The organism is Ottowia sp. (assembly GCF_046348305.1).
Taxonomy (GTDB): Bacteria; Pseudomonadota; Gammaproteobacteria; order Burkholderiales; family Burkholderiaceae_C; genus Ottowia.
In genome coordinates this window covers 190891-213959 of sequence record NZ_JAXMEM010000004.1, presented here as the reverse complement: position 1 = coordinate 213959, position 23069 = coordinate 190891, and the positions used below count along the sequence as shown (strand labels likewise).

General features: G+C 67.5%; 20 protein-coding genes. 9 read left to right on the top strand and 11 right to left on the bottom strand.

From position 1 onward, the window contains the following. The first annotated feature begins 132 nt into the window (after positions 1–132). Positions 133–2259 (top strand): sensor histidine kinase, encoded by a 2127-nt coding sequence (locus U1F38_RS05195; RefSeq protein WP_409985990.1) that lies wholly within the window; start codon positions 133–135, stop codon positions 2257–2259. Here the strand turns inward: U1F38_RS05195 and U1F38_RS05190 are convergent. Further along, positions 2156–3124, bottom strand: coding sequence for a LysR family transcriptional regulator (locus tag U1F38_RS05190; protein WP_409985989.1), 969 nt, complete (start codon positions 3122–3124; stop codon positions 2156–2158). The two genes, U1F38_RS05195 and U1F38_RS05190, sit on opposite strands and share 104 nt — an antisense overlap. Before the next feature lie 103 nt (positions 3125–3227). Here U1F38_RS05190 and U1F38_RS05185 point away from each other — a divergent pair, with 103 nt between their 5' ends. The 6 genes from U1F38_RS05185 (at position 3228) to U1F38_RS05160 (ending at position 8978) form a co-directional block, all read left to right on the top strand. Continuing rightward, entirely contained in the window at positions 3228–4586 is a 1359-nt protein-coding gene (locus U1F38_RS05185; RefSeq protein ID WP_409985988.1) for an aspartate aminotransferase family protein, read from the top strand. Positions 4587–4771: 185 nt separating this feature from the next. Then, positions 4772–6289: a CoA-acylating methylmalonate-semialdehyde dehydrogenase gene (locus U1F38_RS05180; protein ID WP_409985987.1), complete on the top strand. Its 1518-nt coding sequence runs from the start codon at positions 4772–4774 to the stop codon at positions 6287–6289. Positions 6290–6382: 93 nt separating this feature from the next. Next, the gene (locus tag U1F38_RS05175; protein ID WP_409985986.1) at positions 6383–6589 is read left to right on the top strand and encodes a stability determinant; all 207 of its coding nucleotides are present in this window, start codon (positions 6383–6385) and stop codon (positions 6587–6589) included. Then, on the top strand, positions 6567–6842 hold the full coding sequence (locus tag U1F38_RS05170; RefSeq protein WP_409985985.1) for a type II toxin-antitoxin system RelE/ParE family toxin: 276 nt from the start codon (positions 6567–6569) through the stop codon (positions 6840–6842). The genes U1F38_RS05175 and U1F38_RS05170 overlap by 23 nt, the downstream gene beginning before the upstream one ends. A 35-nt stretch (positions 6843–6877) precedes the next feature. Beyond that, complete coding sequence (locus U1F38_RS05165) at positions 6878–7882, top strand: HTH domain-containing protein (RefSeq protein ID WP_409985984.1); 1005 nt, start codon at positions 6878–6880, stop codon at positions 7880–7882. A 103-nt stretch (positions 7883–7985) separates the two neighbouring features. Continuing rightward, on the top strand, positions 7986–8978 hold the full coding sequence (locus U1F38_RS05160) for a Bug family tripartite tricarboxylate transporter substrate binding protein (protein ID WP_409985983.1): 993 nt from the start codon (positions 7986–7988) through the stop codon (positions 8976–8978). On the opposite strand, the gene U1F38_RS05155 is transcribed toward U1F38_RS05160, so the two are convergent. Next, positions 8979–10049, bottom strand: coding sequence for an aldose epimerase family protein (locus U1F38_RS05155; protein ID WP_409985982.1), 1071 nt, complete (start codon positions 10047–10049; stop codon positions 8979–8981). Further along, positions 10042–11073, bottom strand: coding sequence for a lactonase family protein (locus U1F38_RS05150; RefSeq protein ID WP_409985981.1), 1032 nt, complete (start codon positions 11071–11073; stop codon positions 10042–10044). The genes U1F38_RS05155 and U1F38_RS05150 overlap by 8 nt, the downstream gene beginning before the upstream one ends. Positions 11074–11177: 104 nt before the next feature. On the opposite strand from U1F38_RS05150, the gene U1F38_RS05145 reads away from it, so the two are divergent. Further along, positions 11178–11990, top strand: coding sequence for an NAD-dependent epimerase/dehydratase family protein (locus tag U1F38_RS05145; RefSeq protein WP_409986150.1), 813 nt, complete (start codon positions 11178–11180; stop codon positions 11988–11990). A 211-nt stretch (positions 11991–12201) separates the two neighbouring features. Here U1F38_RS05145 and garD read toward each other — a convergent pair whose 3' ends face one another. The 7 genes from garD to U1F38_RS05110 form a co-directional block, all read right to left on the bottom strand. Then, positions 12202–13794 (bottom strand): galactarate dehydratase, encoded by a 1593-nt coding sequence (garD, locus tag U1F38_RS05140; protein ID WP_409985980.1) that lies wholly within the window; start codon positions 13792–13794, stop codon positions 12202–12204. A 225-nt stretch (positions 13795–14019) separates the two neighbouring features. After that, a complete protein-coding gene (locus U1F38_RS05135; RefSeq protein WP_409985979.1) occupies positions 14020–14808 on the bottom strand; it encodes an HpcH/HpaI aldolase family protein in 789 nt (262 codons plus the stop codon). A gap of 207 nt (positions 14809–15015) precedes the next feature. After that, a complete protein-coding gene (gudD, locus tag U1F38_RS05130) occupies positions 15016–16368 on the bottom strand; it encodes a glucarate dehydratase (RefSeq protein ID WP_409985978.1) in 1353 nt (450 codons plus the stop codon). 46 nt (positions 16369–16414) lie between these two features. Further along, positions 16415–17281 (bottom strand): ABC transporter permease, encoded by an 867-nt coding sequence (locus tag U1F38_RS05125; protein WP_409985977.1) that lies wholly within the window; start codon positions 17279–17281, stop codon positions 16415–16417. A 5-nt stretch (positions 17282–17286) separates the two neighbouring features. After that, on the bottom strand, positions 17287–18156 hold the full coding sequence (locus tag U1F38_RS05120) for an ABC transporter permease (RefSeq protein WP_409985976.1): 870 nt from the start codon (positions 18154–18156) through the stop codon (positions 17287–17289). Beyond that, positions 18153–19232 carry an ABC transporter ATP-binding protein gene (locus U1F38_RS05115; RefSeq protein WP_409985975.1) on the bottom strand — a complete coding sequence of 360 codons (1080 nt, stop codon included), beginning with the start codon at positions 19230–19232 and terminating at the stop codon, positions 18153–18155. Before U1F38_RS05115 ends, U1F38_RS05120 begins: the two co-directional genes overlap by 4 nt. Before the next feature lie 13 nt (positions 19233–19245). Further along, on the bottom strand, positions 19246–20355 hold the full coding sequence (locus tag U1F38_RS05110) for an extracellular solute-binding protein (RefSeq protein ID WP_409986149.1): 1110 nt from the start codon (positions 20353–20355) through the stop codon (positions 19246–19248). Positions 20356–20739: 384 nt separating this feature from the next. Here U1F38_RS05110 and U1F38_RS05105 point away from each other — a divergent pair, with 384 nt between their 5' ends. Beyond that, positions 20740–21660, top strand: coding sequence for a LysR family transcriptional regulator (locus U1F38_RS05105; RefSeq protein ID WP_409985974.1), 921 nt, complete (start codon positions 20740–20742; stop codon positions 21658–21660). Here the strand turns inward: U1F38_RS05105 and U1F38_RS05100 are convergent. Further along, on the bottom strand, positions 21651–22976 hold the full coding sequence (locus tag U1F38_RS05100) for a D-amino acid dehydrogenase (protein ID WP_409986148.1): 1326 nt from the start codon (positions 22974–22976) through the stop codon (positions 21651–21653). The two genes, U1F38_RS05105 and U1F38_RS05100, sit on opposite strands and share 10 nt — an antisense overlap. Positions 22977–23069 lie beyond the last annotated feature (93 nt).

The window sequence follows — 23069 nt, the reverse complement described above, 5'->3', positions numbered from 1 at the left end:
GCGGCCTGCAAGGCTCGCCCCTGGCCGGGGAGACCCTGGCCACGGCGATCGCTGGCGTGGCCTGCTCCGCGGCCTTTGGCGTCCTTGGGTTTCATCGGCTGCGGGTGGCGCGCAGCGTCATGGACCACTGAGATGAGCGCCGCGGCACCCGCCGAGCGCCCGGCACGCGGGCTGCGCGCGCGCTTGACCGCGCTGGCGGCGCTGTGGCGGCGCTGGCGCCTGTGGGCGGTGCTGGGGCTGGTGGTGGCGGGCCTGCTGGGCGTGCTGGTCTGGCTGGCGCGCAACCACGAGATCGACGAAGTGCAGCGCGCGCTCGATCGCGAGAGCAACGGCGCGCTGCTGACCTTGCGCCAGGGGCTGGCGCGCCGCCAGCAAGACCTGCACGGTCTGGCCAGCACGCAGACCCAGGTGGACGCCTGGGCGCCTGCCGCGCTGGCCTTGCTGGACCGTCATCGCGACTGGCTGCGGCTGGAGTGGCGCGACGCCAGCCTGCGCCTGCTGGCCGCGGCCGACAGCCCTTACTACCCGCCGTTTGTCACCGACGATGCGGGCCCGCAGTCGCAGCAGGCGCAGCGCATTCGCGAGACCTGCGCCAGCGCGCAGCGCTTTGACGGAGCGGCCTATTCCGACAGCCATTTCGTGCAGCGCCCCGGCGGCGTCGGCGAGGAGGTGATGCAGCTGTGCCTGCCCATTGGCACGGCCGCGCGCCGCAGCGGTTTTTTGCTGGCCACCTATTCGCTTGGCGGCATGCTCGATGCCATGCTGGCGCCGGCCTACACGCAGCGCCAGAGCGTGGCCTTCACCGAGCTGGACGGCACGCGCCTGGCCATTCAGGGCACGACGCGCCGCCCCGGGCGGTTGTTCACGTCCCAGCAGGTGCTGGACTTGCCGGGCACGACCCTGGTGCTGCGCCTGGAAGGCGGGCGCCAGGCCCCCGACACCCTGCCCAACGTGATGACGGCGCTGGTCACGGGCCTGTCCATCGCGCTGGTCACCGTGCTGATCCTGCTGGCGCGCGACTTCCGGCGGCGCCAGCAGGCCGAGGCCGAGCTGGGCGAGGCGCTGGCCTTTCGCAAGGCGATGGAAAACTCGCTCGTGACCGGTCTGCGCGCGCGCGATCTGCAGGGGCGCATCACCTACGTCAACCCGGCGTTTTGCGACATGGTGGGCTTTGCGCCGCACGAGCTGATCGGCCAGGCGCTGCCCGCCCCGTACTGGCCGCCCGAGCACGCGCAGGAGTACGGCGAACGCCAGGCGGTGCGCCTGTCGGGCATGGCGCCGCCGCGCGAGGGGCTGGAGTCGCTGTTCATGCGCAAGGACGGCACGCGCATTCCGGTGCTCATCATCGAGGCCCCGCTGATCGGTGCGGCCGGCAAGCAAACCGGCTGGATGGGCGCGGTGCTGGACCTGACGGCGCAGCGCCGTGCCGAGGAGCACTCGCGCGCCAGCCAGGATCGCCTGGCCGCCAGTGCGCGCCTGGCCACGGTGGGCGAGATGGCCTCGCTGATGAGCCACGAGCTGAACCAGCCGCTGGCGGCCATCTCCAGCTACGCCAACGGCTCGCTCAATCTGCTGGATGGCGAACGTGCGCCGAGCGCGACCATGGCCGACGTGCGCGTGGCGCTGGCACGCATTGCCGAGCAGGCCGGCCGCGCCGGCAAGGTCATCAACAGCGTGCACGACCTGGTGCGCCGGCGCGCCAGCCAGCGCCAGGCGGTGGCGCCGGCGGCACTGCTGGAGGCGGTGCTGCCGCTGATTCATCTGCAGGCGCGCAAGCTGGATGTGCGCGTGCAGCTGGACTGCCCGGCCACGCTGCCCGTCGTGTGGTGCGAACCCACCGTGATCGAGCAGGTGCTGCTGAACCTGGCGCGCAACGCCATGCAGGCCATGGCCGACAGCGCCGCGCCGCGCCTGTTGCGCCTGACGGTGCAGCCCGCGCTGGCGCCCGCCGGGGCGCGCGGCGTGCTGCGATTTGCCGTGGCCGACACCGGCGCCGGCATCAGCGAGGAGGTGGCGCGCCAGCTCTTCACGCCTTTTTTCACCACCAAGGCCGAGGGCATGGGCCTGGGCCTGTCGCTGTGCCGCACCGGCATCGAGCAGCATGGCGGCACGCTCGAGCATGCGCCAGCCCTGCCGCGCGGCACGGTGTTCAGCTTCACCCTGACGGTGGCCGATGCGGTGGCGCATGCGCCGCCAGCAGCGCCTGATGAAAGGCCAGCGCCGCGCGCGCCGGCTGCGGCGAGCGGCGCAGCACGCTGACGAAGTCGCAGGCGTAGTGCAGCTTGCCCGGCGACACGGCGCGCATCCGCCCGCGCTGCACGAAGGCCTCGGCGTAGTGCTCGGGCAGAAAACCGACAAAGCGCCCCGACAGGATCAGCGTGGCAATCGCCTCCTGGTCGAAGGCGGTGGCCCCGCGCTGCAGGTGGCGCTCGTGCGCCAGTGCCATGTTGGGCGAGTGAAAGCCCAGGCCGGCAAAGTCCGATCGGGCCCGCAGCGCTTTCCAGTCCAGTGTGGGGCGCTCTTGATTGAATAGCGCATGGCCGACGCCGGCATACAGGCGCATGGTCTCGCCGAACAGCCGGTCGTAGCGCAGGCTGCCCGAGCTGCGATGCGCCGGGATCACGCCCACGGCAAAGCTGCCATCCAGCACGCCGCGCTCGATGGCCTGCATGGTGCCCACGTGCAGCTCCAGCGCCACGTCGGGCGCCTGCGCGGCAAACGCGGCAATCGCAGCGTGGATGCGCGCCGCCGGGTTGCTGGCCGTCTTGTCGAACAGCGCAACGGCCAGCTTGCCGCCCATGCGGTCGTGAATGTCGTCCACGCTGGCGCGAAAGCCATCGACGGCGGCCAGCAGCCGCAGCGTCTCGTCGTACACGCGCTGGCCCTCGGCCGTCAGCGCAAAGCCGGCGCGCCCGCGCCGGCACAGCGTCAGGCCCAGGCGCGTTTCCAGATCCTTCACGTGGCGGCTGACGGCGCTGATGCCGATGTTCAGCTCCAGCTCGGCCGCGGCCATGCCGCCGCACTCGACCACCGCCTTGAACACCTGCAGCAGGCGCAGGTCCATGTCCGACAGCTGCCCCAGCAAGGCGCGGGCGCGGGGTGGGCGGGTGTTTGGTTGCGACATTTGTCAAGCAAGCTTGAATATTTGCTTATTTGACGGATTAAAACACCGGCCGACAATGGCGTCTTTGGTCCCATTCGACCGACCCCCCCCCGAGGAGAACGCCATGAGCGCCATCGTCAGTCCCAGCACCGCAACCAGCCCCGTGCGCGCCGACGCCGCCTGGCTGGACGCGCACTGGATGCCGTTTACCGGCAACCGCCAGTTCAAGCGCGACCCGCGCATGGTGGTGGAGGGCCAGGGCGCCTACTACACCGACAGCGAAGGCCGCAAGATCTTCGACGGCCTGTCGGGCCTGTGGTGCAGCGGCCTGGGCCATGGCCGGCGCGAGATTGCCGAGGCCGTGGGCCAGCAGGCCGCGCGGCTGGACTATTCGCCCGGCTTTCAGTTCGGCCACCCGCTGTCCTTCGAGCTGGCCAACACCCTCAAGCACCTGACGCCCGCCGGGCTGGACTACGTGTTCTTCACCAGCAGCGGCTCGGAGGCGGCCGACACCGCGCTGAAGATGGCGCGCGCCTACTGGCGCATCAAGGGCCAGGGCGGACGCACGCGCCTGATCGGGCGCGAGAAGGGCTATCACGGCGTCAACTTCGGCGGCATCTCGGTGGGTGGCATGGCGGGCAACCGCAAGGTCTACGGCCAGGGCATCGAGGCCGACCACCTGCCGCACACGCAACCGCCCATGGGCAGCTTCATCAAGGGCCAGCCGATCGAAGGCGGCGTGGCGCTGGCCGACCGCCTGCTGGACCTGATCGCCCTGCACGACGCCAGCAACATCGCCGCCGTCATCGTCGAGCCCTTCAGCGGCTCGGCCGGCGTGGTCATCCCGCCCGTGGGCTACCTGCAGCGCCTGCGCGAGATCTGCACCCAGCACGGCATCCTGCTGATCTTCGACGAGGTCATCACCGGCTTTGGCCGCTGCGGCGCCATGACGGGCGCCGAGGCCTTCGGCGTGGTGCCCGACATCATGACCTTTGCCAAGCAGGTCACCAACGGCATGCAGCCGCTGGGCGGCGTGATTGCCAGCAAGGAAATCTACGACAGCTTCATGGCCGCCGGCGGGCCCGAGTACATGCTGGAGTTCGCCCACGGCTACACCTACAGCGCCCACCCCGTGGCCTGCGCGGCCGGCATCGCGGCGCTGGATTTGCTGGAGCGCGAGGACGGCGTGGGCCGCGCCAAGGCGCTGGCGCCGCACTTTGCCGACGCCGTGCATGGCCTGAAGGGTGCCAGGCACGTGCTGGACATCCGCAGCTACGGCCTGGCCGCCGGCCTGACCATTGCGCCCGTGCCCGGCGAGCCGGCCAAGCGACCCTACGAAGTCGCCATGGCCTGCTGGAAGAAGGGCTTTTATGTGCGCTACGGCGGCGACACCATCCAGATGGCGCCGCCCTTCATCGCCACGCCGGCCGAGATCGACCGCCTGGTGAGCGCCCTGGGGGATGCGCTGGCGGAGGTGGCCTGAGAGATTGAACAGCCGGACGCAGAGGACGCAAAGGATTCGCAAAAGACGCAGAAGAAACCATTTTGATTTCTCTTTTGCGTCCTCTGCGTAATCCTTGCGTCCTCTGCGTCCGGTATTCATTATCGTTTCAATAGCTGCTTGCGCTTGATGGACGGGCGCTAAAGGCATATTTCATTCATAAAACCATGCAACACGACAAGAACGTCACCGCCACCGTCGGCCACCTGATCGACGGCAAGATCATTCATGAGAACGGCCGCACGCAGCCGGTGTTCAACCCCGCCACGGGGGCCTCGTCCACCAGCGTCGAGCTGGCCGGCGCCGCCACGGTGCAGGCGGCCATTGCCTCGGCCGAAAACGCCTTTCCGGCCTGGCGCAATACGCCGCCACTCAAGCGCGCGCGGGTCATGAGCAAACTTAAGGTGCTGCTGGAAGAGCACGCCGACGAGATTGCCGCGCTGATCACCGCCGAGCACGGCAAGGTGCTGGCCGACGCCCACGGCGAGCTGCAGCGCGGCATCGAGAACATCGAATACGCCAGCTACGCGCCCGAGCTGCTCAAGGGCGAGCACAGCCGCAACGCCGGCCCCGGCATCGACTCCTGGGCCGAGCACCAGCCGCTGGGCGTGGTCGCGGGCATCACGCCCTTCAACTTTCCGGCCATGGTGCCGCTGTGGATGTGGCCCATGGCCGTGGTGTGCGGCAACTGCTTCATCCTCAAGCCCAGCGAGCGCGATCCCTCGTCGGCTCTGCGCATCGCCCAGCTGGCGCTGGAGGCCGGTCTGCCGCCCGGCGTGCTCAACGTCGTCAACGGCGACAAGGCCGCCGTCGATGCGCTGCTGCAGGATGCGCGCGTCAAGGCCGTCAGCTTTGTCGGCTCCACCCCCATTGCCGAAGCCATTTACGCCGAAGGCTGCAAGCAGGGCAAGCGCGTGCAGGCCCTGGGCGGCGCCAAGAATCATGCGGTGGTGATGCCCGACGCCGACATTGGCAATGCCGTCAGCGCCATGATGGGCGCGGCCTATGGCAGCTGCGGCGAGCGCTGCATGGCCGTGCCGCTGATCGTCGCCGTGGGCAACGAAACGGCCGACAAAATGATCGCCGGCTTGAAGACTGAAATTGCCAAAATGAAGGTCGGCCCCGGCAGTGACAACGCCAACGACATGGGCCCGCTGGTGACCAAGCCGCACTTCGAGAAGGTCAAGGCCTACGTGGACAGCGGCGTGGCCGAGGGCGCCAAACTGCTGGTGGATGGCCGCAGCCTGAAAGTGAAGGGCCACGAAGAGGGCTACTTCCTTGGCCCCTGCCTGTTCGACGACGTGCGCCCCGGCATGAAGATCTACCAGGAAGAAATCTTCGGCCCCGTGCTGGGCATCGTCCGCGCGCATTCGCTGGATGAAGCCATGCAGCTCATCAACGATCACGAATACGGCAACGGCACCTGCATCTTCACCCGCGACGGCGAGGCCGCGCGCCACTTCACCGACCACATCCAGGTCGGCATGGTGGGCGTCAACGTGCCCTTGCCCGTGCCCGTGGCCTACCACTCCTTCGGCGGCTGGAAACGCAGCCTGTTCGGCGACCTGCACGCCTACGGCCCGGATGCCGTGCGCTTTTACACCAAGCGCAAGACCATCACCCAGCGCTGGCCCTCGGCGGGGGTGCGCGAGGGGGCGGTGTTCAGTTTTCCGAGTAATCGTTGATGCTGGCGCGGCGAGTGCGGGCCGCGTAAGATCGCGCAGCCAGTGCATGATTGCTGAAGTGGACGGCGCACCACGTTTCACCGGAAAAATGAAATGACCACCATCACCCCGCTTGACCCCCGAGTGTCAGAGTTTGACACCCAGGAGGATGCCGACCGCTACGACCGCTGGTTTCGTGCCAAGGTGCAGGAGGCCATCGACAGCAAGGTGCCGAGCCTGCCGCACGACGAGGCCATGACGCGCGTGGATGAATTGCTGCAACAAAGGAGGCGGCAGGGTGCTGGTGGTCGAGTGGTCTGACGAGGCCCAGCTTGATCTGGCTGAAATCCAGTTCTACATAGAGCAGCACGATCCGCAGGCCGCACTGGCGCTTCGCTCGCTCATCGAGTCAGGGGCGGAGCGCTTGCCGCTGATGCCCTTCGCGTTTCGACCCGGACGGGTGCCAAACACGCGCGAGTACGTGGTGCATCCCAACTACATCGTGATCTATCGTGTGGCGGTCACCTCAATTCGGGTGCTGCGTGTGTTGCACGCCCGACAGCTGTACCCGTGAATGGCCGGTAGATTCGATGCTTTGTGTGGAGCAATATGGCGAAATACACATTTCTTGTTCTTGCCCAAGAGGTCTTGCTCCGACATGACAAAGCCATGAGTTCCCAGGAAATCTGGGATGACGCCGTGGCGCACGGCGATGACAAAAAACTGAGCAGTCAAGGTCAAACGCCTTGGGCCAGCTTGAATGCGCGACTTTTGGTGGACTATCGGGACAATCCTTCTTCGCCGTTTGATCGCGTCAGCACACAGCCCGCTCGATACACCATCAAGGACAAACCGAAAAGTCAGGCCGCGGTGAACCTGTCCAACAAAGACCTTGTCTCGGATGCGTTGAGTCCCGATTTGGATGCAACGGAATCTATTCAGAGTCTCGTTCCGGTGAAGACTACGAAATATGCGTACGAGGAACGAGATCTTCATCCCTTTGTGGTCCGACTGGTTCGCACCCATTTTGGTGGTGCGTATTGCAAGACAATTTTTCATGAGGTGTCTTCAAAGAAAGATTTTGCTGAATGGTTGCACCCGGATCTGGTTGGGTTTTGGTTCCCTTTTGACAATTACAGCAAGGAACTCCTTGCCTTGTCCGGTGGCGGCCTATCCATTGCCAAGTTTTACTCGTTCGAATTGAAGCGCGAGCTCAACTTTGGCAACTTGCGCAAGAGCTTTTTTCAGGCCGTATCCAATTCGTCATGGGCGCATGAGGGGTATCTCGTAGCGGCCAACGTCGATGAATCGGAAGAACATCAGGCGGAGCTCTCACGCCTTTCTGGATCCTTCGGAATCGGTGTGATCAACTTGAACCTCGACGATCCGCAAGCTGCGGGCCAGGTTCTGTTTCCAGCCCGAACCAAGGAATCAATCGACTGGGATGGTGCCAACAAGCTGGCAAAGGTCAATCCCGATTTCCGAAAATTTTTGACTGATGTTCGCATCGATATTTCGCATGCACTCCCTCATCCGACGGAGTTCGATCCCTTACCGACACTTGATGAACTGGCAACGCTTTGGGCCGGCTGGAATAAGAAGGCAACGAGTTGAAGGGTTGGGTGAATGGGATGTCCAACGACGTGAGGCATTTCGGAGTTGAGGCCGCTTCCTTTATCGCGCAGCAGCAGGACCCGCATCCGACAAAAAAACCACCATGCAACGCCGAAACTTCACGCGCCAACTGACCCGCACCACCATCGGCGTCGCGGCCATGATTTCGCTGACTGGCGCCTGGGCCCAGGGCGATGCGGCGCGCCCCATTCATGTGGTGGTTGGTTTTCCGGCCGGTGGCGGCACGGACGTGTTTGCCCGGGCCGTGGCGCAGGGCCTGGCGCTGGAGCTGGGCCAGCCGACGGTGGTGGACAACAAGCCCGGCGCCGGCGGTGTGCTGGCCAGCCAGTCGCTGCGCCAGGCCGCGCCCGACGGCTACACGCTGCTCGCCGGCTCCACCAGCACGCAGGTCATCGCGCCGCTGCTGTATGCCAGGGCGCCCTATCAGCCGAGCGACTTCACGCCGATCGCGCACATCGCGCGGGTCGGCATCGTGCTGGTGGCGCACCCATCGGCGCCGTTTGATGACGTGGCGGGCCTGGTGCGATATGCGCGCGCCCACCCGGGGCAGCTCAACTACGCCAGCGGCGGCAACGGGGTGACCAACCACCTGGCGATGGAGCTGCTCAAGAGCCGCGCCGGGGTGCACCTGGTGCACATCCCCTACCGCGGCTCGGCCCCGGCGCTGGCCGACGTGATCGGCGGGCAGGTGTCGCTGATGTTCGACTCGGTGGCCTCCAGCGGGCCGCAGATTCGCGCGGGCAAGGTCAAGGCGCTGGGCATCGCCGGCCCGGCGCGGCTGGAGGCCTTGCCGGGCGTGCCCACGCTGGCCGAAAGCGGTTTGGCGCCCTTGAAGGATTTCGACGTGACCGGATGGGTGGCGCTGTACGGGCCCAAGGGCTTGGCGCCGGCCACGGTGCAGCGCCTGGAAGCGGCGACGGCGCGGGTCCTAGCCAACGCCGACATCGCCGAGCGTTTTGCGCTCCAGGGCGCCAGTCCGCATTTCCTGGACAGCGCGGCGCTGGCTGCCTACGAGCGCAGCGAGAGCGCCAAATGGGCGCAGGCGGTGCAGCACAGCGGCGCGCGCCTGGACTGATCAGGGCGGCGCGGGCTCGCTTGAAAACCGATACACGATGCGCCCGCAGCGCCACTGCCCCGGGCGCAGCACGGTGCTGGGAAAGTGCGGGTGGTTCGGCGCGTCGGGATAGCCTTGCGGCTCCAGGCACACCCCGGTGCGCGGGCCGTACGCCGCGCCGCCTTTGCCGATGCCCTGCAAGTGGTTGCCGCTGTACAGCTGCAGGGCGGGCTCGGTGCTCCACACGTCCATCACGCGTCCGCTGCCGGGGTGGTGCAGCGTGGCGGCGTGCTGCAGCGCGCCCGGATCGCCGGCGCGCAGCACCAGGGTGTGGTCGTAGCCGCCGACCTTCATCAGTTCGTGCGTGTCGTCGATGCGCGCGCCGATGGGCGTGGGCCTGCGAAAGTCCAGCGGCGTTCCGGCCACGTCCTCGATGCGGCCGGTGGGGATGGCGGTGGCGTCCACGTCCAGGTACTGGTCGGCGTCGATCTGCAGGACGTGATCGAGGGTCGTGCAATCACCCCGACCGCTCAGGTTGAAGAACGCGTGCGAGGTGAAGTTGGCGATCGTCGGCTGGTCCGCAGCCACGCCGGCGTAGTCGATGACGAGGGCGTTGTCGTCCGTCACGTGGTAGCGCACGCGCAGCGACAGCGTGCCGGGGTAACCGTCTTCGCCATCGGCAAAGACCAGGGTCATTTCGACGCTTGAAGCGGAGGTCTGACGGGCCTCGAAAACCCGAAAGCGCGAGCCTTTGATGCCGCCGTGCAGATGATGCGGGCCGTCGTTGCGGGTCAGCTGGTGCACTTGGCCATCCAGCGCAAAGCGGCCCAGGGCGATGCGGCCGGCAAAGCGGCCGATGAAAGCACCCATCGAGGCCTGGCCGGCCAGCACCTGCTCGATGGAGTCATGGCCCAGCACCACGTCGCCCAGCTTGCCGTCGCGGTCGGGCACCAGCAGCTGCTCGATGCGCGCGCCGTGGTTGGTGATGGCCGCCGCCATGCCGCGCGTGTTGCGCAGGGTGTAGAGCGCGACCGGCTGACCGTCGATGGTGCGGCCAAAGCGCGCGGGGTCGAGCAGCGCGGGCTCAGGCATCGGGCCACTCGAGCATTTCGATCCAGTTGGGATTGCCGGCCGTGGCATGGCGGCCGATGGCGGTCAGCGCGCCGCTGTGCGCGTCGATGCGGTAGACGCCCATGTGCTGGCTTTGCTGCCCGGCGGCCAGCAGAAAGCGCCCGCCCGGGTCGATGGCAAAGCCGCGCGGGCCGGCCTCGGTGGGCCAGGTGCCGGCAGGCGTCAGCGATCCATCTTGTGGGGCCACGCGCCAGGCCATGAGGGTGTGGCTGCGCCGCTCGCTGGCGTACAGAAAACGCCCGTCGGGGCTGAGCTGCAGGTCGGCCGCCTGCGCCTGGCTGAAGCCCGCGGCGTGCGTGCGCAGGATCTGGCGGCCTTGCAGCGCGCCGGTGTCGGCATCCACCGCGAACGCGCCCACGCTGCCGTCCAGCTCGCACAGCACGTACAGAAAACGCCCGTCGGCCGACAGTTGCAGATGGCGCGGGCCGGCCCCGGCGGGCAGGGCCGTGCTTTGCCTGTCCGTCAGTTGTCCGCTGGCGGCGTCGAAGGCAAAGCGCATGACCACATCGGCGCCCAGGCTGGTGGCATAGGCAAAGCGGTTGCGGGCGTCCACGATGACGCAGTGCGCCGCCGGGCCGGTGGGCACGATCTGGCGCGGCGGTGCGATCACCGCGCCGCGCGCATCCAGCGCCAGACTGGCCAGCAGCGCGCCGGGGTAGGAGGCCATCAGCAGATGCCGGCCCGTGCGATCGAGCGTGAGGTAGCAGGCCTCGTGCGGCAGTGGGGCGCTGCCGATGGCTTGCAAGGCGCCGTCGGGCGCGCCGATGGCAAAGGCCACGCAAGGGTTGGGCGCGCCGCGCAGGGCGGCGAGCAGCACGCGCCGGTCGGGGCTGAGGGCCAGCGGCATCGAGGTGTTGGATGGGCCCTGCAGGCCGGTCACGGGCGTGCTGCCCAGCCGGTGCATGGCGCCGGTGTCCCGGTTCAGTTCAAAGCGCTGGATCTCGCAAGTCTGGGCGCAGGACAGGTAGACGATGGTGCGGCTCATGAATGGACCTCGAACACGGGACGGCCAGATCAAATTTTGCGTGATGCGCGCGCCGGCGTGCGCGGGTGGCGCGACAATCGGCCGTCATGACAACGGAGACGATGATGAGCAAGGTGGCACTGTCGGGCGCCTCGGGCAACATGGGGCGCATGCTGCGCGTCGAGTTGCCCAAACACGGGGTGAGCCTGCGCTCGGCCGGCGGCACCAAGCCCCTGGAGCCGCTGCACGCGGGCGAGGACGTGATGCATGGCGATCTGCGCGATCCGGCCGTGGTCGATCGCCTGCTGGAGGGTGTGGATGTGCTGATCCACATGGCCGGCACTTCGGTGGAGCGCCCGTTGCCCGAGATCATCGAGAACAACCTGGTGGCGCTGCACCAGGTGTATGAAGGCGCGCGTCGCCACAAGGTGCGCCGCGTGGTCACGGCCAGCTCCAACCACGCCTTCGGCATGTATCCCGTCGGCCGTCCCATCGACATTGGCGCGCCGTATCGGCCCGACGGTTTTTATGGCGTGTCGAAGGTGTGGGGCGAGGCCATGGCGCAGATGTACTGGGACAAGCACGGCATCGAAGGCATTGCCCTGCGCATCTGGAGCTGCGGGGCGCGCCCGACCGAGTTCAGGCATCTCAGCACCTGGCTGGGCCATGAGGACACGGTGCAGCTGATGCTGTGCTGCATCCGCGCGCAGGACGTGGGTTTCTTGCCAGTCTGGGGCATCTCCAACAACACGCGCAGCTACGTGCGGCCGGTGGCCTGCGAGCGCATCGGCTACCGCCCCACGCAAAACGCCGAGGACTACGCCGCCGAAATCCTGAAGCTGAAGAACCCCATCGACGCCGTGGGGCAAAAGCACATGGGCGGCGCGTTTGCCTCGGCCGACTACACGCCGCCGGAGGGGCGTCCGGGGCGGCCGTGATCCGAATGCTCCGAAATTCAAACAGCCGGACGCAGAGGACGCAAAAATAACGCAAAGGACGCAAAAGAAACCAAAAATTGGGTGGCATTGGCTTTGAGTCGGCGTAGGACAAGCGCAATACGCTATCGTTTTAAAAGCAATTCAGATGCTGTCTTTTTTTGCGTCCTTTGCGAATCCTTTGCGTCCTCTGCGTCCGGAAGTTTTTTGGGCTTTACGTCACCGGCCCCGGATTGAACAGCACCAGGTCGTTGTGCAGGCCCCAGTGCTCGGCCCAGGTGCGCTTGCCGCTGGCCACGTCCAGCATCAGGTGGAACAGCTCCCAGCCCAGCTCCTCGATGCTGGCCTGGCCATCGGCAATGCGCCCGGCGTTCACATCCATCAGGTCGTGCCAGCGGCGTGCCAGCTCGGTGCGCGTGGCCACCTTGATGACCGGGCAGGCGGCCAGGCCGTAGGGCGTGCCGCGCCCGGTGGTGAAGATGTGCAGGTTCATGCCCGCGGCCAGTTGCAGCGTGCCGCAGATGAAGTCGCTGGCCGGCGTGGCGGCGTAGATCAGGCCTTTTTGCGCCAGCTTCTCGCCCGGTGACAGCACGCCGGCAATCGGCGCGGTGCCGGACTTGATGATCGAGCCCATGGCCTTTTCGACGATGTTGGACAGGCCGCCTTTCTTGTTGCCCGGCGTGGTGTTGGCGCTGCGGTCGGCGCCGCCGCGGCCCAGGTATTCGTCGTACCACTGCATCTCGCGCACGATGGCGGCGGCCACCTCGGGCGTGGCGGCGCGCGCGGTGAGCTGGGCCACGCCGTCGCGCACCTCGGTCGTCTCGGAGAACATGATGCTGGCGCCCGCGCGCACCAGCAGGTCGGCCGCAAAGCCCACCGCCGGGTTGGCCGTGACGCCCGAGAACGCATCGCTGCCGCCGCACTGCACGCCCACCACCAGGTCGGACGCGGGGCAGGTCTCGCGCCGGCGCGCGTTCAGGCGCTCCAGGTGGTATTCGGCGGTCTGCATGATCGAGTCGATCATCGACATGAAGCCGACATGCCTGTCGTCCTGCAGGCACACCACGTCCAGCGCCGCGCCGTCGTCCAGGCCCACGTCGGCGATGTTGCGCTCGTCCACCACCGCAAAGCTGCCCGGCGGCAGCAGGCGCTGGGGTTGCAGCTTTTCGCAGCCCAGGCTGACGACCATCAGCTCGCCGCCGAAGTTGGGGTTCAGGCTGATGTTGCGCACGGTGCGGATCGGGATGGCCGCGCCCGGCGCGTCGATGGCGACGCCGCAGCCGTAGCTGTGCTCCAGCCCCACCACGTCGTCCACGTTGGGGTACTTGGGCAGCAGCTCGGCCTTGATGCGCCGCACCGCGTACTCGAGCACGCCGGCCACGCACTGCACCGTGGTGGTGATGCCCAGCAGGTTGCGCGTGCCGACCGAGCCGTCGGCGTTGCGATAGCCCTCGAAGGTGTAGCCGCCCAGCGGCTCCAGCGGCGCGGCCTGGGCCGTGGCCATCGGCAACTCGTGCAGCGCGCGTGCCTCGGGCATCGTCAGCAGCCGCTCGTAGACCCAGGTGCCGGCCGCTATGTCGCGCGCCGCATGGCCGATGGCCACGTTGTAGCGCAGCACCGGCGCGCCGGCTGGGATGTCCACCAGCGCCACCTTGTGCCCCTGCGGCACGCGCTCGCGCAGCGTCACGCCGCCATCCACCACCGTGCCCTCGGGTAGCCCGCCCGTGTTGGTCACGATGGCGACGTTGTCGCTGGCATGCATGCGGATCAGGCGCGGCGGGCCGGGGTCAGGGATGGGTGCGGTCATGGTCGATGGGCAAGGAGGTGTTTGCAAGGGACAACAGCCGGACGCAGAGGACGCAAAGGATTCGCAAAGGACGCAAAAAAGAGAACATCCAAATTGCTTTCAAATCGATAGCATGTTGCGCTTGTTTTATGCCGTCTTAAAGCGTATTTCACCAATTTTTCGGTTTCTTTTGCGTCCTTTGCGTCTTTTTTGCGTCCTCTGCGTCCGGCTGTTTCAGGCCTTCAATCAATAGCCCGACGCGTGCTTGGGCGCCGCGCCCGCGCGCATGGCGGCCACCACCTGTTGCGCGCCGGCGGCGATGAAGCGCGCGTCGGAGCCGATGGTGACGAACTGGAAGCCCTTGGCGATGCGTGCCAGCGCCGCCTCGGGCGAGCCGTTGTGGATGGCGGCCACCTTGCCCAGCGCCTTGGCGCGCGCCAGCACGTGCTCGATGGCCTTGGCCACGGGGGGCTCCACATCGTCGAAGGTGGGCGCGCAGCCCAGCGAGATCGACAGATCGGCCGGGCCGATGTAGACACCGTCCAGCCCTTTCACCGACAGGATCGCGTCCAGGTTGTCCAGGCTTTGCTGCGTCTCGATCTGGCCCAGCACCACCACGGTGTCGTTGGCGTGCTTGGCGTAGTCGGCGCCGCCGTAGAGCGATGCGCGGATGGGGCCCATGCTGCGGCTGCCCAGCGGCGCGTAGCGCGTGGCGGCCACCAGGTGCTCGGCATCTTCGCGCGTGTTCACCATCGGGCAGATCACGCCGTAGGCGCCGGCGTCCAGCACCTTGCCCAGGATGCCCGGCTCGTTCCAGGGCACGCGCACCACGGGCACGGTGTCGGTGGTGGAAATGGCAGTGAACATGTTGACCGCCGCGGGGTAGTCCACCACGCCGTGCTGCAAATCCACCGTCAGGCTGTCCCAGCCCTGGTGGGCCATGGTCTCGGCCGAGAAGGCGCTGGGAATGGCCAGCCAGCCGTTGACCACGGCGCCGCCGGCCTTCCAGATGCTTCGGATTCGGTTCTCACGCATTGCAAACTCCTGTCTTGGGATCGATATCAGTCAACGATGGCGCTGCGTGTCAACCGCAGCGCACGCAGCCCAGCGAGTCGAAAGGCCGCGAAGCAGGCCACGCCCGCGATCGCCGTGGAAGGGCTTGGCCCGACCACTGGCGATGCCCCCTGTAAGGGGGTGGGCGAAACATCGCGAAGCGAGTGGAGACTGGGGGTGTGCTTCATTTCAGCGCACGAGACATGGGCGCTTGTTGTCGAATTTCCAGTTGGGGATGAGGTACTGCATCGCCGCGGCGTCGTCGCGTGCGCCCAGCGCTTTCTCTTGGTACAGGCAGTGCGCGGCCTCGACGGCGGCCATGTCGATTTCCACGCCCAAGCCTGGGCGCTGCGGCACCTGCACGAGCCCGCCTTTGATCTGCAGCGGCTCGCGCGTCAGGCGCTGGCCGTCCTGCCAGATCCAGTGCGTGTCGATGGCGGTGATCCGGCCCGGCGCGGCGGCGGCCACGTGGGTGAACATGGCCAGCGAGATGTCGAAGTGGTTGTTGGAATGCGAGCCCCAGGTCAGGCCCCATTCGTGGCACAACTGCGCCACGCGCACCGAGCCCTGCATCGTCCAGAAATGCGGGTCGGCCAGCGGAATGTCCACCGACTGCAACTGGATGGCGTGGCCCAGCTCGCGCCAGTCGGTGGCGATCATGTTGGTGGCCGTGGGCAGGCCGGTGGCGCGGCGAAACTCGGCCATCACCTCGCGGCCCGAATACACGCCTTCGGCGCCGCAAGGATCCTCGGCATAGGCCAGCACGCCGTGCGCATCGCGCATCAGGCGGATGGCGTCGCGCAGCAGCCAGCCGCCGTTGGGATCCAGCGTGACGCGCGCCTGGGGAAAGCGCTCGTGCAGCGCGGTCACGGCCTCGATCTCGTCCTCGCCGCGCAGCACGCCGCCCTTGAGCTTGAAGTCGTTGAAGCCGTAGCGCGCGTGCGCCGCCTCGGCCAGGCGCACCACGGCCTGCGCGTCCATGGCCGGCTCGTTGCGCAGGCGAAACCAGTCGTTGTCGGCGCCGTTTTCGCTGCGGTAGGGCAGGTCGGTCTTGCCCCGATCGGCGACGAAAAACAGGTAGCCCAGCATCTCGACCGCGTCGCGCTGCTGGCCCTCGCCCAGCAGCGCGGCCACGGGCACTTCGAGGTGCTGGCCCAGCAGGTCGAGCAAGGCCGCCTCCAGCGCCGTCACGGCGTGGATGGCCACGCGCAGATCGAAGGTTTGCAGGCCGCGCCCGCCGGCGTCGCGGTCGGCAAAGGCGCGGCGGGCCGCATTCAGCATGGCCTGCCAGTCGCCGATGGGGCGGCCGATCAGCAAGGGCTGGGCGTCCTCCAGCGTCTGGCGGATTTTTTCGCCGCCCGGCACTTCACTGACACCCGTGTGGCCGGCGCTGTCGGTCAGGATCACGATGTTGCGTGTGAAGAACGGCCCGTGTGCGCCCGAGAGGTTCAGCAGCATGCTGTCCTCGCCGGCAACCGGGATCACGCGCATGCTGCGCACGATCGGGGTCTGGCCCGGGGCGGCGGGTGGAATGGCAGTCATGCGGTACTCCAATCAATCGTGCGGCGCGGCGGTGCGCCAAGGCTACTCAGGCTTCTCTTGGCGCCTCTTTGACGCGGCTGACGAGTTGGGTCGGGCTGACAAAGCGCAGCGCGATCAGCACGAACACCAGGGTGATGGCCATGTACATCACGGCCATGGCGTCGATGGCCTGCGGCGGGCGCACGCCGGTCGAGAACACGCCGTAGTACAGCGCGACCACCAGCGTCTGCGAGCTGGGGCCGGCGGTGAAAAACGTCAGCTCGAACATGCCGATGGTGCGCACCATCACCAGCAGGGCGGCGGCCAGCATGCCGGGCACCAGCAGGGGCATCAGCACGTGGCGAAAGTACTGCGCCGTGCTGGCGCCGAAGATGCGCGCGGCCGACTCCAGGCTGGGGTCAAGCTGTTCGATGAAGGGCACCATCACCAAAATGACGAAGGGCAGCGCCGGCACCAGGTTGGACAGGATGACGCCGGCCAGCGTGCCGCCCACGCCGGCCTGATAAAACGCCGTGGCCATGGGGATTCCGTAAGTCACCGGGGGCACCAGCATGGGGATCAGCACCAGCAGCAGCACCCCGCGCTTGCCCGGAAAGTTGGCGCGCGCCAGCGCATAGGCCGCGGGCACGCCCAGCAGCAGCGCCAGCACCACCACGGCAAAGACGACCTCCAGCGTGACGAGCAGGATGTGCGCCAGCTGAAACTCGTTCCAGGCCCAGCCGTACCACTTGAGCGTGAAGGCCTCGGGCAGCAGCGTGCCGAACCAGCGCGTGGCCGTGGAGTTGACCAGCACCGTCAGGATCATGAAGACGATGTTGAGCAAAAAGAAGCCCATCACCGTCCACACCGTGGTGCGCCACAGCCAGGCCCAGCGCTGGGCGCTGCCGTGGGTGCTTGCGGATGTGCTGGCCATGGCGTTTACCCCTTTCCGCTGGTCGCGGGCCCGGTGTAGAAGGCCTTGCGGAACGCGAAAATGGCCGCCACCACGATGAGCTGCGCCGCGCCCATGATCATGGCAATGGCCGAGGCCATGCCGTAGTCGTAGTTCTCGAAGGCCGCTTCATACGCGGCGATCGAGATCACCCGCGTGGGCCCCGCGGGCGCGCCCAGCAGGATGGCCGAGGGGAACACGGCGTAGGTCTGCACGAAGGACAGTGCCGCCGCCATGCTCAGGCCTGGCACCAGCAGGGGCAGGTAGATCAGCCGGAACTGCTGCCAGGGCCCGGCGCCCAGCGTGCCCGCGGCCTTGGCCAGCGTGGGGTCGATGCCCGAGATGTACGACAGCGTGAGCAGAAACACGAACGGAAAGTCCGAGATCACCAGCGAGATCAGCACGCCCCAGTAGTTGTGCGTCAGGCGCACCTCGCCCTCGTACAGGTGCAGCGCGCGCAGCGCCTGCGAGAACCAGCCCACCGGGCCGTAGAAGGTCAGCATGCCGTCGGCGATCAGCACCGTGCCCAGGGTGATGGGCACCACCAGCAGCGTGGTGACGACGCGCTGCATGCGGCTGGGCCGGCGCAGCGCAAAGGCCACCGGCACGGCCATGCCCAGGTTGATCAGCGTGGCGGGCGCGGCCAGCTTGAAGGTGATCCACAGCGTGCCCCAGTCGGTGGCGGTGCTGAAGAAATGCGCGTAGTTGGCCCAGAAGGGGCCGCCCTCCATCGGCTTGAAGGAGATGAACAGGCCGTAGAGGAAGGGGTAGACGAACAGCGCCAGCAGCACCAGGGCCGCGGGCGCCGCCAGCCAGCCGCGGCGGTCGCGCTTGGCTTGCAGCGCGGTCCCGCTCATGCTGCCTCCGCGTAGACCAGCGTGCGCTCGGGCGGGATGTGCAGGCGCACGCGGTCGCCCGGCTGAAACACGCCGCCCAGGCGCACGAACAGCTCGCCGATGGGGCTGTCCACGATCAGCAGCGAGGTGCGACCGCCGAACTCCATGGCCTTCACCGTCGCATCAAAGGCGTTGTCGCTGGCGGCCCCGGCCAGCTCGAAATCGTCGGGCCGCATGGCCACCGCCACCTCGCGCGTGCCGGCCGGCACCGCCATGGCCGTGCCCTGCAGCGCCACGCCCTGCGACTGCACGGTGATTCGGTCGTGATCAAGCGCCGTCACCGCAAACGGCAGCACGTTGCGATAGCCCATGAAGCGCGCCACGTGCAGGTTGCAGGGGCTGCCGTAGACCTCGCGCGGGGTGCCGATCTGCTGCGCGCTGCCGGCGCGCATCACCACGATGCGGTCGGCCATGGACAGCGCCTCGTCCTGGTCGTGCGTGACGTACACGGTGGACAGCTTGAGCGCGCCGTGGATGCGCCGGATCTCGGCGCGCATCTCGATGCGCAGCTTGGCGTCCAGGTTGGACAACGGCTCGTCCATCAGGATCACGGGCGGCTCGATCACGATGGCGCGCGCAATGGCCACGCGCTGCTGCTGGCCGCCCGAGAGCTGGCCGGGCAGCTTTTTGGCATGGCCCTCCAGCTGCACCAGCGCCAGCGCCTCGGCCACGCGCCGCGCCGCATCGGCCTTGGGCGTGCCACGCATGCGCAGGCCAAAGCCCACGTTGTCCTGCACGCTCATGTGCGGAAAGAGCGCGTAGTTCTGGAACACCATGCCGAAGCCGCGCCGCTCGGGCGGCAAGGTGTCGATGCGCGTGTCGTCCAGCCAGATGCTGCCCGAGCTGAGGTCCGTCAGCCCCGCCAGGCAGTTGAGCGCGGTGGACTTGCCGCAGCCCGAGGGCCCCAGCAGGGCGACGAACTCGCCGCGCTGGATGTCGAGGTGCAGATCGGCCAGCGCCGCCACCGTGGCGCCCGACGCGGTGGGGTAGGCGCGCCCCACGCCGTCCAGGCGCAGCTGCTTGAAGGACTCGGTCATGATGCGGCCGGCCTTATTTCTTCAAGGCGCCGACCTCGTCGTCCCACTTCTTGAAGGCCGCCACCATGGCCTTGGCGTCCAGCGGCACCGCGCTCGGGTGGTCGGCGGTCATCTTGGCGTATTCGGGGCGACCGTATTTCTCGATCACCTCCTGGCTCTCCTTGGGCGCGGCCGACAGCGGCACGTTGGCAATCGCCGGGCCGGGGTAGAAGTAGCCCGCGTCATAGGTCATGGCCTGCTGCTTGGGTTGCAGCATGAAGGCCATCAGCTTGAACAGCACCTTCTGCTTGTCGGCGCTCACGCCCTTGGGGATCACCATGTAGTGCGCGTCGGTCACCCAGGTGAAATTGTCGAAGGCCTGCACCTTGAAGTCCGCCGGCACGATGCCCAGGGCGCGCGGGTTGATGTCCCAGCCCGTCACCGTCACCGTCATGTCGCGCCCGCCCTGGCCCAGCTCCTTCATGATGGCCGAGGTGCCCCCCGGGTAGTAGGGCACGCAGGTGTTGAGCTCCTTCAGGAACTTCCAGGTGTTGTCCCAGCCGTTGATCGGGTCGTAGGGGTTCTTGTCCTTCAGCAGATAGGGCAGGCCCATCAGGAAGGCGCGCCCGGGGCCCGAGTTGGCCGGCCGCGCGTACAAAAACTTGCCCGGGTTGGCCTTGCACCAGGTCAGCAGCTCGGCCGGCGTCTTGGGCGGGTTGGGCACCGTCTTGGGGTTGTATTCGAGCAGCGGGCCGCCCTGCATGAAGCTCACCTCCAGCCCATAGCCCTGGGCCAGCTGCTGCATCTTGGCGGCGGCGGGGTGGTACTTGTCGGTGTCGGCCTTGAACACGCTGTCGTGCTCGGGCAGCAGCTTGAGCCACAGGCCCTGCTCGATGCCGGCGGCCAGCGCGTCGGTGCCGGTCAGCACCAGATCGATGTCGGCGCGCCCGGCCGCCTGCATGGCCTTGATCTTGCCGGGGATCTGCGGCGCGGGGGCGTTGGTGAAGGTCATGCTCGACACCAAATCCGGGTTCTGGTCGCGAAACGCCTCCAGCGCCTTTTGCGTGACGGCCAGGTTGCCCGCCACGTCCACGATGTTGAGCGTGACCGGCGCGGCCTGCGCCAGCGCCGCGGCGCCCGCCATGGCTGCGGCGCCCGCCAGCCGGGACAGCCGTTGCCAGCCGGGGATTCGCGCGATGCTTGTCATGTCTTGTCTCCTGGTGTTCGCAAAAAGGCTCGATGCGGCCCGTGATGGTGCGATGAAAGCCACATTCTTGCAAGCACATCGTTTCTCGTCCAAGATAAAGATTGGCTCGATTGATGCTCAAATTGAATTGATAATGGAACACCCCCAGTCTCCACTCGCTGCGCGATGTTTCGCCCACCCCCTTGCAGGGTGCAGCGCCAGTGGCCGAAGGAACCTCGGCCACGGCAATCGCTGACCTGGCCTGCTCCACGACCTTTTGGCTCTTTGGGATTCATCGCCTGCTGGTGACACGAAAAGCCATGGACACCGGGACTGAACGTCATGTTTGAACTCAATCACCTGCGCTGTTTCGTGGCCGTGGCCGAGGAGCTGAACTTCGGCCGCGCCGCTGCGCGCCTGAACATGACGCAGCCGCCGCTGTCGCGGCAAATCCAGCTGCTGGAGCACCATGTCGGCACGCGCCTGCTGGAGCGCAGCAGCCGCCAGGTGCGCCTGACGGCGGCGGGGCGCGGCTTTCTGCCCGAGGCGGCGCGCATCCTGCGCCTGGCCGACGAGGCGGCGGTGAACGCGCGGCGCCTGGCTGCGGGTGCGGCGGGTTCGCTGGCGGTGGGCTTTACCGCGTCGGTGGGGTATCGGCTGCTGCCGCTCTTGGTCAAGCAACTGCGCGCGCGCTGCCCGGGCTTGCACCTGACGCTGCGCGAGATGGTCACCAGCGCGCAGCTGGAGGCGCTGGACGCGCGCCAGATCGACCTGGGCCTGCTGCGCCCCCCTGTCGAGCACCGCGACCTGGTGACGCGGCCCGGCCTCGCCGAGCCGCTGGTGCTGGCCCTGCCCGAGACGGCCGCGCGCGACTGGCCGCGCCAGCCCTCACTGAAGGCGCTGAATCGCCAGCCGTTTCTGATGTATTCGCCGTTCGAGGCGCGCTACTTCCATCATCTGGTCGATGGCCTGCTGGAGCGGGCCGGCGTGGCGCCCGACATCGTCGAGCACGTGACGCAAATCCACTCGATGCTGGCGCTGGTGCGCGCCGGCCTGGGCGTGGCCCTGGTGCCCGAGAGCGCCGCCATGCTGCGCCCGGAAGGCGTGGTGTACCGGCCGATCCGCACCACGCCAGCGCGCCCCGTGAGCCTGCTGCTGGCCTGGCGCAAGGACAACGACAACCCGGTGCTGGCCGGCATCAGCGCCAGCCTGGCCGAGTGGCTGCCGGGCGTGGGGGACTTTTCCGCAGATTCTCAGGCGTGAGCGGGGCGATGGCCAAAGCCATGCAAGCGCAGTCCGCTATTTTGTTGATAGCGATCCAGGCCCAGGCCTGAAGTCGAGATGTCGGGCCGGTGGCCCAGCGTCAAGTCAGCCACCAGCTTGCCCGAGCCGGCCGCCATGGTCCAGCCCAGGGTGCCGTGGCCGGTGTTGATCATCAGGTTGGCCAGGCGCGTGCTGCCCACGATGGGGGTGCTGTCGGGCGTCATGGGGCGCAGGCCGGTCCAGAAGGTCGCTGCCGGCAGATCGCCGCCGCCGTCGAACAGGCCGCGCGTGACGTGCTCCAGCGTTTCGCGGCGCGCCGGGTTCAGGCGCAGATCGAACCCGCCCAGCTCGGCCATGCCGCCCACGCGGATGCGGTTGTCGAAGCGCGTGATGGCGACCTTGTAGGTTTCGTCCATCACGGTCGAGCGCGGCGCGCGCGACTCGTCGATGAGGGGCACGGTGAGCGAGTAGCCCTTGACGGGGTAGACCGGCAAGTCCAGGCCCAGCGGGGCCAAGAGGGCGCGCGAGTAGCTGCCCAGCGCCAGCACGTAGCGGTCGGCGGTGAGGATTTCGCCCGCTTCACCGGCCAGCTTCACGCCGCTGATCTGGCCGCCGCGCTGCTGCAACTCGTCGATCTGCACGCCAAAGCGAAACTGCACGCCCAGTGCGCGCGCCTTGTCGGCCAGCTCGGTGGTAAAGCGCTGGCAGTCGCCGGTCTCGTCGCCCGGCAGCTGCAGGCCGCCGACCAGGCCCCGGGCGTGGGCCAGGGCGGGTTCGTACTCGGCCAGGTCAGCGGCATCGGTCATCATGCGGAAGGGCACGCCGCATTCCTGCAGCACGGCGGTGTCGCGGTGCGCGGCCTGCAGCTGCTTGTCGGTGCGAAACACCTGCAGCGTGCCCAGGGTGCGTTGCTCGTACTCGATGCCGGTGTCCTGACGCAATTGGCGCAGGCAGTCGCGGCTGTACTCGGCCAGGCGCGTCATGCGCTCCTTGTTGACGGCGTAGCGCGCGCTGGTGCAGTTGCGCAGCATGGCGGCCATCCAGCGCAGCTGAAACACGCTGCCGTCCAGGCGGATGGCCAGCGGCGCGTGCTTCTGAAACATCCACTTGACGGCTTTGAGCGGGATGCCGGGCGCGGCCCAGGGGGTGGAGTAGCCGGGCGAGACCTGGCCGGCGTTGGCAAAGCTGGTCTCCAGCGCCACGCCGTTCTCGCGCTCCAGTACGGTGACTTGCGCGCCGGCGCGCGCCAGGTAATACGCGGTGCTGACACCAATCACGCCGCCGCCCAGAACGATGACTTTCATGACCGTCTCCAAAACCCTTGTTCGATGATGGAAGTTTAGGCAGGAGCGGGCGGTGAAAGACACCGAAATGGCTTGCTGCACGGCCTGGTTTCAGCAAAAATCACT

Bases quoted from the DNA above. Each gene is read 5' to 3' on its own strand.
- U1F38_RS05195 (WP_409985990.1), top strand. From the start codon at position 133: ATGAGCGCCGCGGCACCCGCCGAGCGCCCGGCACGCGGGCTGCGCGCG.
- U1F38_RS05190 (WP_409985989.1), bottom strand. From the start codon at position 3,124: ATGTCGCAACCAAACACCCGCCCACCCCGCGCCCGCGCCTTGCTGGGG.
- U1F38_RS05185 (WP_409985988.1), top strand. From the start codon at position 3,228: ATGAGCGCCATCGTCAGTCCCAGCACCGCAACCAGCCCCGTGCGCGCC.
- U1F38_RS05180 (WP_409985987.1), top strand. From the start codon at position 4,772: ATGCAACACGACAAGAACGTCACCGCCACCGTCGGCCACCTGATCGAC.
- U1F38_RS05175 (WP_409985986.1), top strand. From the start codon at position 6,383: ATGACCACCATCACCCCGCTTGACCCCCGAGTGTCAGAGTTTGACACC.
- U1F38_RS05165 (WP_409985984.1), top strand. From the start codon at position 6,878: ATGGCGAAATACACATTTCTTGTTCTTGCCCAAGAGGTCTTGCTCCGA.
- U1F38_RS05160 (WP_409985983.1), top strand. From the start codon at position 7,986: ATGCAACGCCGAAACTTCACGCGCCAACTGACCCGCACCACCATCGGC.
- U1F38_RS05155 (WP_409985982.1), bottom strand. From the start codon at position 10,049: ATGCCTGAGCCCGCGCTGCTCGACCCCGCGCGCTTTGGCCGCACCATC.
- U1F38_RS05150 (WP_409985981.1), bottom strand. From the start codon at position 11,073: ATGAGCCGCACCATCGTCTACCTGTCCTGCGCCCAGACTTGCGAGATC.
- U1F38_RS05145 (WP_409986150.1), top strand. From the start codon at position 11,178: ATGAGCAAGGTGGCACTGTCGGGCGCCTCGGGCAACATGGGGCGCATG.
- garD (WP_409985980.1), bottom strand. From the start codon at position 13,794: ATGACCGCACCCATCCCTGACCCCGGCCCGCCGCGCCTGATCCGCATG.
- U1F38_RS05135 (WP_409985979.1), bottom strand. From the start codon at position 14,808: ATGCGTGAGAACCGAATCCGAAGCATCTGGAAGGCCGGCGGCGCCGTG.
- gudD (WP_409985978.1), bottom strand. From the start codon at position 16,368: ATGACTGCCATTCCACCCGCCGCCCCGGGCCAGACCCCGATCGTGCGC.
- U1F38_RS05125 (WP_409985977.1), bottom strand. From the start codon at position 17,281: ATGGCCAGCACATCCGCAAGCACCCACGGCAGCGCCCAGCGCTGGGCC.
- U1F38_RS05120 (WP_409985976.1), bottom strand. From the start codon at position 18,156: ATGAGCGGGACCGCGCTGCAAGCCAAGCGCGACCGCCGCGGCTGGCTG.
- U1F38_RS05115 (WP_409985975.1), bottom strand. From the start codon at position 19,232: ATGACCGAGTCCTTCAAGCAGCTGCGCCTGGACGGCGTGGGGCGCGCC.
- U1F38_RS05110 (WP_409986149.1), bottom strand. From the start codon at position 20,355: ATGGCGGGCGCCGCGGCGCTGGCGCAGGCCGCGCCGGTCACGCTCAAC.
- U1F38_RS05105 (WP_409985974.1), top strand. From the start codon at position 20,740: ATGTTTGAACTCAATCACCTGCGCTGTTTCGTGGCCGTGGCCGAGGAG.